The organism is Brachybacterium sp. J144 (assembly GCF_036321705.1).
Lineage (GTDB): Bacteria > Actinomycetota > Actinomycetes > Actinomycetales > Dermabacteraceae > Brachybacterium.
On record NZ_JAZDCG010000001.1, the window covers coordinates 98,336 to 112,071 of the forward strand.

Below are 13,736 nucleotides of genomic sequence, written 5' to 3' on the forward strand. Positions count from 1 at the left end.
CGCCTCACACCGCCTCCGCGCGTCGGCCCAGCAACCAGTTAAGCAGGGTGAAGCCCATGACCACCGCGAACAGCACCACGGAGCCGGCCGCGGCCATTCCGTACTGCATCTGCGGGCCGAAGGCGTTGTCGTACACGTACTGCACCAGCAGCGTGGTGGCGCCGACAGGCCCGCCGCCGGTGAGGTTGTAGATGACGTCGAAGGCCTGGAAGCCGTGGATCGTGGACAGGATCAGCACCACCATCGTCGTCGGGGCCAGCATCGGCCAGGTGATGTTCCGGAACTGACGCACCGAGCCCGCCCCGTCGAGGCTCGCAGCCTCGTAGAGGTTGGGATCGATCGACTGGAGCCCCGCGAGCAGGATCATCGTGTAGAAGCCGACGTTCACCCACAGGCTCACCGCCACCACGGACAGTATCGCGAGCTCGGGGTCCACCAGCCAGGGCACCACCGGGATGCCGAGCGCCTCGAGGGCGGCGTTGACCAGGCCGCCATTGCGCTCCAGCAGCCAGCGCCACACGATGCCCACCACCACCGGACTCAGCAGCACTGGTAAGAAGAACACCGAGCGGAAGAAGGACTTGCCGATGTTCTGCGCGTTCAGCTGCACCGCCAGCAGGACCGAGATGATCACCGACAGCGCTACGAAGGCGAGGACGAACACGATCGTGTTGATCATCGCCCGAAAGAAGTCGTCGTCGGAGAAGATCCGCTCGTAGTTGCCCAGCCCCGCCCATTCGAAGGTGCGGCCGTTGCGGGAGCTGTACAGCGAGATGTTCAGACCGCTGAAGGCGGGGTAGATGGTGAACAGGCCGAAGATGACCATGTTCGGCAGCAGGAACAGGTAGGGAGCCGCCCTCAGCGACCACGGCACCCGCCGCTGCCGTGCTTTCTTCACGGGTGCCGCGGTCTGAGGCATCAGGCCTGCTCCACGATCTGGTCGATCGAGGCGCGCAGATCCTCCATCGCCGTGGCGAGGTCCTTGTTGCCGGCGACGACCTCCGCGAACTCCGAGATGAACTCCTGTGCGGCGGCATCGAAGTTGGGGTCGTAGCAGGCGGCGTAGGCCTCGGGCGGGGTCTCGCCCAGATCGGTCACGAACACGCCCATCTCCTCGTTCCGGACGGGGTATTCGACGCCAGCTTCGGTGAGATCGGCGCGGGTGGGCATGAAGGCGGAGGTGGTGATGAACTCCTCCTGTGATTCGGTCGAGTTCATGAACTGCAGGAACGTCGCTGCCAGCTGGTTCTCCGCGCCAGCGGTGAAGCCGACCATGAACTTGCCGCCGGGGAAGCCGCCGCCGGCGGTCTGGGTGGGGTTGGGCATGGTGGCCCAGGCGAACTCCGCGTTGGCGTCGAACTGGGCGACCTGCCAGTTGCCCGAGAGGTATACGGGCACCTGCTGGGCCAGGAACACCTCGTTGGCGCCCTGGTACTTGGTGCCCGAGTCCAGCCAGAAGTCGCTGGGGGAGGTGCCCTCCTCGATCATGTCCAGCAGCGGCTGCAGGGCGGTGGTCGCGGCGGCGGGATCCAGTGAGCTGGTGCCGTCCTGGACCAGGTAGGTGCCGCCCTGGGACAGGATCGTGGACAGGCGGTGACCGGACTTGTCCATCGCGAAGGCGAACTCGGTGCCGGTCGCCTCCTGCACCTGGGTGGCGAGGTCGACCATCTCCTCCCAGGTCCAGGACTCGGGCAGCTCCACACCGGCCTGCTCGAACAGGTCGGTGTTGACGAAGGGACCGTTCTGGGTGAGGTCCGACGCGACGGCGTGGATCTTTCCGTCCGCATCGGTCATGCCCACCTGCACGCCCTCGGAGAACTCCGAGAGGTACTCGGCGCCGAGGTAGTCGTCCAGCAGCAGCAGGTCTCCGGCGAAGGGGGCCGTGGCCGCGACCCGGGCGACATCCGGTGCCTGCCCGCCGGACAGCCGTGCCTGCAGCGTGGTGGTGATGTCCGAGAAGGGCACGATCTCGAGCTCGACGGTGACGTCGTACTCCGCTTCGAACGCCGCGATCAGATCACGGGTGGCCTGCTCGTCGGGCCCATCGGTGAAGTAGAGGTAGCTGAGGGTCTTGCCGGCGAGCTCGGAGGCGTCCTGCTCCGCGACGGGGGCGGCGTCCTCGCCGCCGCCACCGCCTCCGCCGGACCCGCCGGGGTTGCAAGCAGCGAGCGCCGTGGCAGCGAGCGCGGTGGTGCCGCCGAGGGCGACGGCACGACGGGTGGGGGTGAAGGTCTGACGGGAGACAGAGTGGCGAGACATGCGCGGTCCTCCTCGACTGCGACGATGTGCCCTCCCTCATCGGAGGGGCGGCCGCAATCGCGGCCGACGCACACATCGTGAGCGCATTCCTGCAGTATGGGTGTCGGTTGCCATCGATTGCCCGACGTGTTGCAGGACTGTGACCAGGGCATATGCAGGTAAGCGCTAACCGTGGACCGCAACAAGTCGGGAGGGTGGACAGCAGGTGAACTCCGAGCGCCGTACAGAGTTCCGTATGTCTCAGAGTGCGGCCAGCGGGTCCGAATGGTGGGACTGGGGGTCTAGTGTCGCCCGTCGAGAATACCGTGCAGCACCCCACCCCGCCCGACGCGCCGGCTTCGGCTCAGGCGCCCGCCGTCGCCCCGCCAACACCCGCGGGCGCATCATCACGGCCTCGATGGTCGGCACCACGATCGAGTTCTTCGACTTCTACGCCTACGCGACCGCGGCCTCGCTCGTCTTCCCGGCCCTGTTCTTCCCGACGCAGACCCCGGCGAACCAGCTGCTGAGCTCCTTCGCCGTCTTCGGCGTCGCCTTCGTGGCCCGCCCGCTCGGCTCGCTGATCTTCGGGCACTACGGAGACCGGGTGGGCCGCAAGACCACCCTCGTCGCGAGCCTGCTGGTGATTGGCATCGCGACCTTCCTCATCGGCGTGCTCCCCACCGCCTCCACGCCCGGCTTCGCCGTCATCGCCCCCGCGATCCTGGTGCTGCTGCGCTTCTGCCAGGGCATCGGCCTGGGCGGCGAATGGTCCGGCGCGGCGCTGCTGGCCACCGAGAACGCCCCTCCCGGCAAGCGGGCCCTGTACGGCACCTTCCCCCAGCTCGGCGCCCCGCTCGGGTTCATCCTCTCCAACCTGCTGTTCGTGCTGCTGAGCGTGCAGCTCACCCCCGAGCAGTTCACCTCCTGGGGGTGGCGCGTGCCCTTCCTGCTCTCCGCGGTGCTCGTGATCGTGGGCCTGTGGGTGCGGCTGAAGCTCATGGAGTCCCCGGCCTTCCAGAAGGTGCTGGACGAGCAGCGGGTCGCGGCCGTGCCGATCGCCCGCGTGTTCCGCACCGCTGCCAGGCCGCTGGTCCTCGCGACCCTCGCCATGGTCGCGACCTACGTGCTCTTCTACCTCATGACCGCCTTCCTCATGGTGGTCGGCACCACCGCGGCCGACGAGGCCTCCGCCCGCGCCGCCGCGGAGGCGGCGGGCAGGGCCTTCGACCCCACGAGCTTCGCCCCGGGCCTCGGCTACGAGCGCACCGACTTCCTCACCATGCTGATCATCGGCGTGGTCTTCTTCGGGATCTTCACCGTGGTCTCCGGCCCGCTCGCGGATCGCCTGGGTCGCAAGCGCCTGCTGCTCGCCGTGACCGCCGGGATCGGCGTCTTCGGCCTCCTGCTCGACCCGCTCATGCACGCCGGGACGGTCGGGGTGATGGCCGCGCTGATCCTCGGCTTCACCCTCATGGGCCTCACCTTCGGGCCGATGGCGGCGTTCCTGCCGGAGATGTTCCGGGCCGACGTGCGGTACACCGGCAGCGCCGTCAGCTACAACATGGCCTCGGTGATCGGGGCGGCCCCCGCGCCCTACGCCATGATCGCGCTGTGGCAGGCGCAGGGCGGCTCACTGCTCCTGGTCGGCGGCTACCTCACCCTCGCCGCGGTGATCACGATCCTCGCCCTCGTCGCGGGCGGCGAGACCCGGGACGTGGACTACCTGGCGTGACCTGAGCCCGCTGTTTCCGGCCGGCCCGGGCGGATCTGGCGTGTCCTCCCCGCGGGCACTGTCCATGAACGGGACGTGAGCGGCCCGAGACCTGTCATATGCAGGTCTTTGGCCTCTCCCATTCCCCCCGTGGTCCGAAGAAGGAAATCCCCCCCCCCCACCCCCCCCCCCTCTATTCTCTCCCCCCCCCCCACGTCCCGTCGGTGGACACAGCCTGGCCCGACAGAGACCGCCGGGACGAGGCCGGTCAGCCCTCGCGGTGCGCGCGGTAGTAGCGGATCAGCGCCGAGGTCGAGGAGTCCTCCGCGGCGATCGCCGCCTCATCGCCCGCGACGGCGCCGGCGAGATCCTTGGCCAGCTGCTTGCCGAGCTCGACGCCCCACTGGTCGAAGGAGTTGATGCCCCACACGGCGCCCTGCACGAAGGTGATGTGCTCGTACAGCGCGATCAGCTGACCCAGCACCGACGGGGTCAGCTGCGGCGCCATGATCGAGGTGGTCGGGCGGTCGCCCGAGAACTCGCGGGCGGGGACGAGGGAGCCCTCGGTGCCCTCCGCGCGGACCTCCTCGGCGGTCTTGCCGAAGGCCAGCGCCTTGGTCTGTGCGAAGAAGTTCGCCAGGAACAGCTCGTGGACGTCCTGGTCGCCGTCGCGCAGGGCGTGGTTCGGGGTGGCGAAGGCGATGAAGTCCGCGGGGATGGTGCGGGTGCCCTGGTGGATCAGCTGGTAGAAGGCGTGCTGGCCGTTGGTGCCGGGCTCGCCCCAGAACACCTCGCCGGTCTCCGTCGTGGCGAGGGAGCCGTCCCAGCGCACCGACTTGCCGTTGGACTCCATGGTCAGCTGCTGCAGGTAGGCGGGGAAGCGGTGGAGGTACTGGGAGTAGGGGAGGACCGCATGGGTCTCCGCCTCCTGGAAGTTCACGTTCCACACGTTCAGCAGGCCCATCAGCAGCGGCACGTTGGATGCCGCCGGGGCGGTCGCGAAGTGCTCGTCCATCGCGTGGAAGCCGGCGAGCAGCTCCTCGAAGACGTCCGGGCCGAGCACGGTCGCGAGGACGGTGCCGATCGCCGAGTCGACGCTGTAGCGGCCGCCCACCCAGTTCCAGAAGCCGAAGGCGTTCTCGGGGTCGATGCCGAACTCGGCGACCCTGTCGAGCGCGGTGGAGACGGCCACGAAGTGCTTCGCGACGGCCTCCGACTCCTGCTCGGCGGTCAGACCCGCGCCCTCGCGCAGCCCGGCCAGCAGCCAGTCGCGCACCAGGCGCGCGTTGGTGAGGGTCTCGAGGGTGGTGAAGGTCTTGCTCGCGACGATGACCAGGGTGGTCTCGGGGTCGAGATCGCGTGTCGTCTGGTAGGCGTCGGTGGGGTCGATGTTGGAGAGGAAGCGGGCGGTGAGGCCGTCCTGCGCGAGCGGCTTCAGCGCCTCGTAGATCATCACGGGGCCCAGGTCGCTGCCGCCGATGCCGATGTTCACGACGGTCTCGATGCGCTTGCCGGTCACGCCGGTCCACTCGCCCGAGCGCACCGAGTCCGCGAACTCGTAGACCCGGCGGAGGGTCTCGTGGACGTCCGCGTCGATCTGCTGGCCGTCGACCTCGAGGGCGGGGGAGGCGCCCTCGGGGCGGCGCAGCGCGGTGTGCAGCACGGCCCGGTCCTCGGTCGTGTTGATGTGGGCGCCCGCGAGCATGGCGTCGCGGCGGTCCTCGACGCCGACCTCGCGGGCGAGCTGGAGCAGCAGCTCGACGGTGCGGTCGGTGATCACGTTCTTGGACAGGTCCACGTGCAGGTCCGCGGCTTCGAAGCTCAGGCGCTCGGCGCGCTGCGGATCGGCGGCGAACATCTCGCGCAGGGATCCGGTGCGCTCGAGGTCGAGGGACTCGAGGGCGTCCCAGGCCTCGGTCGTGGTCGGATCGACGGGCTCGGCGGCGGGGGAGGGAACGAAGGGGACGGCGGAAGAGGTGCTCGACTCGGTCATGCCGCCATTGAACACCGTGGGAAGGGGGAGTGGGGCGCCCGGCCGGGACCGCCCCGCGGGCCCCCGGGCCCCTCTCCTCCATCGAAAGGGAACGACGTGCTCTGGTACATCGGGCGGCGCCTGCTGCAGATGATCCCCGTCTTCCTCGGCGCCACACTGATCGTGTACCTGCTCGCCTTCGCGGCGTCCGGCGATCCGATCCTCACCCTCGCCGGTGACAAGCCCATCTCCCCGGCGGTCGAGCAGCAGCTGCGCGAGCAGTACAACCTCGACAAGCCGGTGATCGTGCAGTGGCTCATCTTCCTGGGCAATGTGCTCACCTTCGACCTCGGCATCGGCTTCAACGGCCGCCCGCTGATCGACCAGATCGCCGCCGCCTTCCCGGTCACGATCAGGCTCGCGCTGATCGCCGTGGTCATCGAGGCGGCCTTCGGCATCGTCGCGGGCGTCATCTCCGGTCTCCGCAAGGGCACCTGGATCGACACGACGCTGCTGCTGGTCTCGCTGACCCTGATCGCGGTGCCGACCTTCGTGATCGGCTTCGTCGCGCAGTTCGTGCTCGGCGTGCAGCTCGGCATCGCCGAGATCAACGCGGGCCGCGACCCCAGCTTCCAGAACCTGCTGCTGCCCGGCGCCGTGCTCGGCGCGGTCTCCTTCGCCTACGTGCTGCGGCTGACCCGCACCTCGATCGCCGAGACCGCCACCGCGGACCACGTGCGCACCGCCACCGCGAAGGGCCTCTCCCGCGGCGGCGTCGTCTCCAAGCACATCCTGCGCAACTCGCTCATCCCCGTGGTGACCTTCATCGGTGCGGACCTCGGCGCGCTCATGGGCGGCGCCATCGTCACCGAGCGGATCTTCAACATCCACGGCGTCGGCTCCCTGCTCTTCGACTCGATCAACGCCGGCGAGGCGCCGATGATCGTGGCGCTGGTGACGCTGCTGGTGATCATCTTCCTGCTGTCCAACCTCATCGTGGACCTGCTCTACGCCGTGCTCGACCCGAGGATCCGCTATGCGAAGTGATGCTCAGACCCCCCGCCGCCCCCGTGCCGAGCACTGGGTCGCCCCGCTCGACGAGACCCCGCTGCAGGCCGTCGACGCCGCCGACACCACCAGCTCGCCGCGCTCGCTGTGGGCCGAGGCAGGCCACAACCTGGTCCGGAACCCCGTGTTCGTGCTCTCCGCGCTGCTGATCCTGTTCGTGCTCTTCGTCGCCGCGTTCCCCGGCGTCTTCACCGACCAGAATCCGCGCTTCGGCGAGATCTCCCAGGGCTCGAAGCCGCCGAGCGGCGAGCACGTCTTCGGCACCACGGTGCAGGGCTACGACATCCTCTCCCGCACCGTCTGGGGCACCCGCACCTCCGTGCTGATCGGCTTCCTCACGATGATCGGCTCGACCCTGATCGGCGGCACCATCGGGGCGCTCGCCGGCTACCTCGGCGGCTGGTTCGACGAGGTCATCTCCCGCGTCACCGACGTCTTCTTCGCGATCCCGATGATCCTCGGCGCGATCGTCATCGCCACCCGACTGGGCGAGATGAACATGTGGACCGTGGTGCTCGTGCTGAGCATCTTCGGCTGGACGAACGTGGCCCGCATCATGCGCGGCTCGGTGATCTCGACCAAGGCGCAGGACTTCGTCACCGCCTCCACCGCGCTCGGCGCCTCCAAGGGGACCGTGCTGCTCAAGCACGTCATCCCCAATGCGATCGCGCCGGTGATCGTCACCGCCACGGTGAACCTCGGCGTGTTCATCGTCGCCGAGGCGACGCTGTCCTTCCTCGGCGTGGGCCTGCCCTCGAGCTCCGTCTCCTGGGGTCGTGACATCTCCTCCGCGCAGAACGCGCTGCGCACCCAGCCGATGATGCTGTTCTACCCGTCCATGGCGCTCGCGATCACCGTGCTGAGCTTCATCATGCTCGGCGACGCCGTGCGCGACGCCCTGGACCCGAAGGCGAGGAAGCGATGACCGCGACCGCGAACCAGCCCCTGCTCGAGATCCGCGATCTCGAGATCACCTTCACCACCTCCACCGGTCCGGTGATGGGTGTGCGCACGGCGAACCTCGAGGTGTACCCCGGGGAGACCGTCGCGATCGTCGGCGAGTCCGGATCGGGCAAGTCCACCACCGCGATGAGCATCGCCCACCTGCTGCCCAAGAACGGCCGCATCACCGGCGGTCAGGTGCTCTTCGAGGGGCGTGACATCACGCACGCCTCCGAGAAGGAGATCCGGGCGCTCCGCGGCGACCGGGTGGGCCTGGTCCCGCAGGACCCGATGAGCAATCTCAACCCCATGTGGAAGGTCGGCACCCAGATCCAGGAGGCCCTCGCCGCCAACGGCGTGGCCTCCGGGGCCGAGGCGAAGCGGCGCACCGTGGAGCTGCTGGAGGAGGCGGGGCTGCCGGATGCGGAGCGCCGCTCGGGCCAGTACCCGCACGAGTTCTCCGGCGGCATGAAGCAGCGCGCGCTGATCGCCATGGGCCTCGCCGCCCGTCCCAAGCTGCTCATCGCCGACGAGCCGACCAGCGCCCTGGACGTCACCGTCCAGCAGCAGATCCTCGACCACCTCGACCACCTCACCGGGGAGCTCGGGGTCGCGGTGCTGCTGATCACCCACGACCTGGGCCTCGCCGCCGAGCGCGCCCAGCACCTCGTGGTGATGTACAAGGGGCAGGTCGTCGAGTCCGGTCCCGCGCTCGAGCTGCTGCAGTCTCCGCAGCATCCGTACACGAAGCGGCTCATCGCCTCGGCGCCCTCGCTGGCCTCGCGCCGGCTGGTCTCCGCGGCCAGGCGGCTCGAGGTGCGCGAGGCCGCCCGGGAGCACGCCCTGGAGAACGCCCACGAGGGCGCCGCCCTCGAGGGCGTCCCCGCCGCATCTCGCGGCGAGGTCGAGTTCTCGCCCGAGTTCGGGTACTCCGAGCCGGATCCCACGGCGGTCATCGAGGTCCAGAAGCTCACCAAGGAGTTCCCGATCCGGGGCAGCGTGCCGTGGCGGACCACGCCCTTCCGCGCGGTGGACGACGTCTCCTTCGCCCTCGAGCGCGGCACCACCACCGCGATCGTCGGCGAATCCGGCTCGGGCAAGTCGACGGTCGCCCAGATGGTGCTGAAGCTCCTCGAGCCCACCTCGGGCCGGGTCCTCTTCGAGGGCCAGGACATCACCACCATCCGGGGCCGGGCCCAGAAGACGCTGCGCCGCCGGGTGCAGCCGATCTTCCAGAACCCCTATGGAACCCTCGACCCGATGTACTCGATCTACCGCACGATCGAGGAGCCGCTGCGCCTGCACGGCATCGGGAACGCGAAGTCCCGGGAGGCGAAGGTCCGCGACCTGCTGGACAAGGTGTCGCTGCCCGCCGCGATGATGCAGCGCTATCCCAACGAGCTCTCCGGCGGCCAGCGTCAGCGCATCGCGATCGCGCGCGCCCTGGCCCTGGACCCCGAGGTCGTCATCTGCGACGAGGCCGTCTCGGCCCTCGACGTGCTGGTGCAGGCCCAGGTGCTCGAGCTGCTCAACGACCTGCAGGCCGAGCTGGGTCTCAGCTACCTGTTCATCACCCACGACCTCGCCGTGGTGCGGCAGATCGCCGACCGCACCCTGGTGATGGAGAAGGGCCGGGTCGTCGAGCAGGGCACCACCGACGAGGTGTTCCACTCGCCGCAGCAGGAGTACACCAAGCGCCTGCTCGCCGCGATCCCCGGCGGATCCATCCCGCTCGCGGGCGCGGAGACGATCGACGTCGAGGCCCAGGCGGCCCCGGTGGGCGAGGGCGATGCGTCCGGCGGCGACGGGCCCGACGACGTCATCGATCCCTTCGCGCAGGCCGGTCACGTCTGATCGGTGATCCCGCCGCGGGGCGGGGCCAGAGCGAGGCCGGGGAGGACGCCGCAGGCGGCGGTCCTCCCCGGCCTCCGGCATGTCGGCGCCCCGTCGGACCCCGGATCCTCCGTCGGCCGACGGATGGAGCTGTCGGACCCCGGACCGGCCCGTCGGCCTCCGGACGGAGCCGTCGGCGAACCGCCCCGCACCGCGTCGAACCTCTCATCCGCCCACCGGTGCGCGGGCGGCTGGGGCCGATAGAATCGGCGCGGCCCTGGAGCGGGTCGCACCGCGGTGCGACCGGGCGCTGCTCGGTCCACGCCCCGCCGCGCTATCTGAAACGAGCACCTGCGTATGACCATCCAGCACCGCAACGACCTGCGTAACGTCGCCATCGTCGCCCACGTCGACCACGGCAAGACCACCCTCGTGGACGCCATGCTCACCCAGGGCGGCGCCTTCGGGGAGCGCGACAAGCACGACGAGCGGGCGATGGACTCCGGCGAGCTCGAGCGCGAGAAGGGCATCACGATCCTCGCGAAGAACACGGCGATCCGGTACACCGGTCCCTCCGCCGCGGCGATCGGGGAGCCCGACGGCATCACCATCAACGTGATCGACACCCCGGGCCACGCGGACTTCGGCGGAGAGGTCGAGCGCGGCCTGTCCATGGTCGACGGCGTCGTCCTGCTGGTCGACTCCTCGGAGGGTCCGCTCCCGCAGACCCGCTTCGTGCTGCGCAAGGCGCTCGCCGCGAAGCTGCCCGTGATCCTCGTGGTCAACAAGGTCGACCGGCCCGACGCGCGCATCGACGAGGTCGTCGGCGAGGCCACCGACCTGCTCCTGGGCCTCGCCTCGGACCTCGCCGACGAGGTCGAGGACATCGACCTCGACGCCGTCCTCGACGTGCCCGTCGTCTACGCCTCCGGCAAGGCCGGCCGCGCCTCCCTCGACAAGCCCGCCGACGGCACCCTGCCCGAGGAGGAGACGGTCGAGGCGCTGTTCAAGACCATCCTCGAGAAGATCCCCGCACCGAGCTTCGACGACGAGATGCCGCTCCAGGCCCACGTCACCAACCTCGACGCCTCACCGTTCCTGGGCCGCCTCGCGCTGCTGCGCATCAAGAACGGCGAGCTGACCAAGGGCCAGCAGGTCGCCTGGTGCACCCAGGACGGCGCCACGAAGACCGTCAAGATCACCGAGCTGCTCGAGACCAAGGGCCTCTCCCGCGAGCCGATGACCCGCGCCGCCCGCCCGGGCGACATCGTCGCGGTCGCCGGCATCCCCGAGATCATGATCGGCGAGACCCTCACCGACGTCTCCGACCCGCGTCCGCTGCCGCTCATCGCGATCGACGACCCGGCGATCTCCATGACCATCGGCATCAACACCTCGCCGATCGCCGGCAAGAACGGCAAGGGCCACAAGCTCACCGCCCGCCAGGTGAAGGACCGCCTCGACTCCGAGCTGGTCGGCAACGTGTCCCTCAAGGTGCTCCCGACCGAGCGCCCCGACGCCTGGGAGGTGCAGGGCCGTGGTGAGCTGGCCCTGTCGATCCTCGTCGAGCAGATGCGCCGCGAGGGCTTCGAGCTCACCGTCGGCAAGCCCAAGGTGCTCACCCGCACCATCGACGGGAAGACCCACGAGCCCGTCGAGCGGATGACCATCGACGTGCCCGAGGAGTACCTCGGCACCGTCACCCAGCTGATGGCCTCGCGCAAGGGCCGCATGGAGACCATGAGCAACCACGGCTCCGGCTGGGTGCGCATGGAGTTCACCGTGCCTTCCCGCGGCCTGATCGGCTTCCGCACACGCTTCATGACCGAGACCCGCGGCAACGGCATCGCCTCGTCCTACGCCGACGGCTTCGAGCCGTGGATGGGCGACATCGAGTTCCGCAACACCGGGTCCCTCGTCGCGGACCGCCCCGGCGCCGTGACGCCGTACGCGATGATCAACCTCCAGGAGCGCGGCAGCTTCTTCGTCGAGCCCACCTCCGAGGTGTACACGGGCCAGATCGTCGGGGAGAACTCCCGCAACGAGGACATGGACGTGAACATCACCAAGGAGAAGAAGCTGACCAACATGCGCGCCGCCAGCGCGGACAGCTTCGAGAACCTGGTGCCGCCGCGGAAGCTCACCCTCGAGGAGTCCCTCGAGTTCGCGGGCGAGGACGAGTGCGTAGAGGTCACCCCCGAGATCGTCCGCATCCGCAAGGTGATTCTCGATCCCACCGAGCGTCGTCGCGCGGTTTCCCGGGCGCGTTCGGTCCAGTGATCCGGTGACGCCCCCGAACGGCCCGAGAACGGTCGACACCACCTCCGTCTCCGCCCGGGTCTCCCAGGCGGTGATGGCGGTGGTGATCGCCGTGATCTCGGTGCTGTTCCTGATCACCACGCATCGGATGCGGCTCGATCTCGGGTCGGTGCAGGTGCCGACGGGTCTGCTGCTGGGGCTGCTGTTCCAGGTCACGGCCTGCGTTTTCCTGGTCGCCTCGACCGGGGCCCGGCTGCCGCTGCTGCTCCTCGGTTCGCTGTGGGGGCTGATCGCCGGCCCGTTCCTCGGCAGAGGAGCGGGCGGCGGGGTGCTGGTCCCCGCCGTCGTCGCCGAGCAGACCCAGTACGCGGGCTGGATCGTGCAGGGCATCGGGATCCTGGTCCCCTTCGCGGCGGCGCTCGTGGTGACCCTGCGGCGGAGGCGGCGATGAGCTCACCCCGGCGCGACTGGGCGACCCTGCCCAACCTGGTCACCCTGCTGCGCTTCGTGCTGCTGCTCCCGGTGTGCCGCCTGCTGCTGGACGGCCCGGACACCCTCGCCGTGGTGCTGCTGCTGGTCTGGGCGAGCACCGACTGGGTCGACGGGCTCCTGGCCCGCACCCTGGACCAGACCAGCCGCGTCGGCGAGATCATCGACCCGATCGCGGACCGGCTGGGACTCGCCGCGATCGTCCTCACCCTCGCCCTCGCGGGCCTGCTGCCCTGGGCGGCGCTGGTGCTGATCCTGCTGATGGACGTGGCGATGGCGGCGCTCGCCACCCGCGCCGCGCTGGGCGGGCGCATCGCCGTCTCCCGGCTCGGGAAGGTCCGCACCTTCGTGCTGATGTCCTCCGTGTTCCTGCTGGTCGCAGCGGCCGCGTGGGCCCCCGGCCTGATCGGCGCGGTGCAGGTGCTGGTGTGGATCGGCGTGGTCCTGCACGTCGTCTCCGCGGCGGACTACATCCTCAGGGCGCGGCGTCCCGCACCCGACGCACCGGCGGCGGCGGGACCTCCTTCGTCGCGATGATCAGCACCCGGGGCACCCTCACCTCGCCGCGGCGCGTCATCACCGTCACCGACTCCTCATCGGTCGCGATCACGGTGCCCAGCGCATCGGTCATCGACTCGCCGTGCGGGGAACGGGAGCGGTCGATCGCGGAGCGGATCACGACGCGGCGCCCCTCCTGGAGGAAGGGCGCCCATCCGGCGCGGACCCGATCCGGGCTCTGCTCGTCCATCCCCCGAGGCTAGCGGTCCGGGGCCCGCGGCCGACGGGGTGTTCCTCGCATCACGTCCGCGCCGAGCGGCCGGGGACGGAGAGGGGTCGCGAGGCGGGGGAATGACAGAATGGACCCGGCTCGAGACCGGAAGGACGCCGCCCCATGACCTATGTGATCGCCCTGCCCTGCGTGGACGTGAAGGATCGCGCCTGCGTGGACGAGTGCCCGGTGGACTGCATCTACGAGGGCACCCGGTCGCTGTACATCCAGCCCGACGAGTGCGTGGACTGCGGCGCCTGCGAGCCGGTGTGCCCGGTCGAGGCGATCTACTACGAGGACGACGTCCCCGACCAGTGGGCCGAGTACTACGACGCGAACGTCCACTTCTTCGACGACCTCGGCGCCCCCGGCGGCGCGGCCAAGATGGGCGTCATCGACAAGGACCACCCCCTCATCGCGGCGCTGCCGCCGCAGAACTGAGCCGAGCCGCC

The 13,736-nt window shown here is 69.8% G+C and carries 12 protein-coding genes; 8 read left to right on the top strand and 4 right to left on the bottom strand.

What is annotated here, in order from left to right:
• Window positions 1-4: 4 nt before the first annotated feature.
• Window positions 5-919, bottom strand: a complete 915-nt coding sequence (locus V1260_RS00445) for a carbohydrate ABC transporter permease (RefSeq protein ID WP_329744820.1) — start codon at window positions 917-919, stop codon at window positions 5-7.
• Window positions 919-2,259, bottom strand: coding sequence for an ABC transporter substrate-binding protein (locus tag V1260_RS00450; RefSeq protein ID WP_329744821.1), 1,341 nt, complete (start codon window positions 2,257-2,259; stop codon window positions 919-921). Before V1260_RS00450 ends, V1260_RS00445 begins: the two co-directional genes overlap by 1 nt.
• A gap of 397 nt (window positions 2,260-2,656) precedes the next feature.
• Between V1260_RS00450 and V1260_RS00455 the strand changes: the two genes are divergently transcribed.
• Entirely contained in the window at window positions 2,657-3,973 is a 1,317-nt protein-coding gene (locus V1260_RS00455; protein WP_442878102.1) for an MFS transporter, read from the top strand.
• A gap of 247 nt (window positions 3,974-4,220) precedes the next feature.
• On the opposite strand, the gene pgi is transcribed toward V1260_RS00455, so the two are convergent.
• On the bottom strand, window positions 4,221-5,945 hold the full coding sequence (gene pgi, locus V1260_RS00460; protein ID WP_329744822.1) for a glucose-6-phosphate isomerase: 1,725 nt from the start codon (window positions 5,943-5,945) through the stop codon (window positions 4,221-4,223).
• Window positions 5,946-6,041: 96 nt separating this feature from the next.
• On the opposite strand from pgi, the gene V1260_RS00465 reads away from it, so the two are divergent.
• The 6 genes from V1260_RS00465 (at window position 6,042) to V1260_RS00490 (ending at window position 13,052) form a co-directional block, all read left to right on the top strand.
• The gene (locus V1260_RS00465; protein ID WP_329744823.1) at window positions 6,042-6,971 is read left to right on the top strand and encodes an ABC transporter permease; all 930 of its coding nucleotides are present in this window, start codon (window positions 6,042-6,044) and stop codon (window positions 6,969-6,971) included.
• Window positions 6,961-7,917: an ABC transporter permease gene (locus tag V1260_RS00470; RefSeq protein ID WP_329744824.1), complete on the top strand. Its 957-nt coding sequence runs from the start codon at window positions 6,961-6,963 to the stop codon at window positions 7,915-7,917. The genes V1260_RS00465 and V1260_RS00470 overlap by 11 nt, the downstream gene beginning before the upstream one ends.
• Window positions 7,914-9,788: an ABC transporter ATP-binding protein gene (locus V1260_RS00475; RefSeq protein ID WP_329744825.1), complete on the top strand. Its 1,875-nt coding sequence runs from the start codon at window positions 7,914-7,916 to the stop codon at window positions 9,786-9,788. The genes V1260_RS00470 and V1260_RS00475 overlap by 4 nt, the downstream gene beginning before the upstream one ends.
• A 336-nt stretch (window positions 9,789-10,124) precedes the next feature.
• Window positions 10,125-12,047, top strand: coding sequence for a translational GTPase TypA (typA, locus tag V1260_RS00480; RefSeq protein ID WP_329744826.1), 1,923 nt, complete (start codon window positions 10,125-10,127; stop codon window positions 12,045-12,047).
• 4 nt (window positions 12,048-12,051) lie between these two features.
• Complete coding sequence (locus tag V1260_RS00485; RefSeq protein WP_329744827.1) at window positions 12,052-12,477, top strand: hypothetical protein; 426 nt, start codon at window positions 12,052-12,054, stop codon at window positions 12,475-12,477.
• A complete protein-coding gene (locus V1260_RS00490) occupies window positions 12,474-13,052 on the top strand; it encodes a CDP-alcohol phosphatidyltransferase family protein (RefSeq protein WP_329744828.1) in 579 nt (192 codons plus the stop codon). The genes V1260_RS00485 and V1260_RS00490 overlap by 4 nt, the downstream gene beginning before the upstream one ends.
• Here the strand turns inward: V1260_RS00490 and V1260_RS00495 are convergent.
• Window positions 12,991-13,263, bottom strand: a complete 273-nt coding sequence (locus tag V1260_RS00495; protein ID WP_329744829.1) for an acetyltransferase — start codon at window positions 13,261-13,263, stop codon at window positions 12,991-12,993. The two genes, V1260_RS00490 and V1260_RS00495, sit on opposite strands and share 62 nt — an antisense overlap.
• A gap of 144 nt (window positions 13,264-13,407) precedes the next feature.
• On the opposite strand from V1260_RS00495, the gene fdxA reads away from it, so the two are divergent.
• The gene (gene fdxA, locus V1260_RS00500) at window positions 13,408-13,725 is read left to right on the top strand and encodes a ferredoxin (RefSeq protein WP_329744830.1); all 318 of its coding nucleotides are present in this window, start codon (window positions 13,408-13,410) and stop codon (window positions 13,723-13,725) included.
• The last annotated feature ends 11 nt before the right edge of the window (window positions 13,726-13,736 follow it).

Excerpts from the sequence above, each read along its gene's own strand:
- V1260_RS00495 (WP_329744829.1), bottom strand. The coding sequence starts at position 13,263 with ATGGACGAGCAGAGCCCGGATCGGGTCCGCGCCGGATGGGCGCCCTTC.
- V1260_RS00475 (WP_329744825.1), top strand. The coding sequence starts at position 7,914 with ATGACCGCGACCGCGAACCAGCCCCTGCTCGAGATCCGCGATCTCGAG.
- V1260_RS00445 (WP_329744820.1), bottom strand. The coding sequence starts at position 919 with ATGCCTCAGACCGCGGCACCCGTGAAGAAAGCACGGCAGCGGCGGGTG.
- fdxA (WP_329744830.1), top strand. The coding sequence starts at position 13,408 with ATGACCTATGTGATCGCCCTGCCCTGCGTGGACGTGAAGGATCGCGCC.
- pgi (WP_329744822.1), bottom strand. The coding sequence starts at position 5,945 with ATGACCGAGTCGAGCACCTCTTCCGCCGTCCCCTTCGTTCCCTCCCCC.
- typA (WP_329744826.1), top strand. The coding sequence starts at position 10,125 with ATGACCATCCAGCACCGCAACGACCTGCGTAACGTCGCCATCGTCGCC.
- V1260_RS00490 (WP_329744828.1), top strand. The coding sequence starts at position 12,474 with ATGAGCTCACCCCGGCGCGACTGGGCGACCCTGCCCAACCTGGTCACC.
- V1260_RS00455 (WP_442878102.1), top strand. The coding sequence starts at position 2,657 with ATGGTCGGCACCACGATCGAGTTCTTCGACTTCTACGCCTACGCGACC.
- V1260_RS00450 (WP_329744821.1), bottom strand. The coding sequence starts at position 2,259 with ATGTCTCGCCACTCTGTCTCCCGTCAGACCTTCACCCCCACCCGTCGT.
- V1260_RS00470 (WP_329744824.1), top strand. The coding sequence starts at position 6,961 with ATGCGAAGTGATGCTCAGACCCCCCGCCGCCCCCGTGCCGAGCACTGG.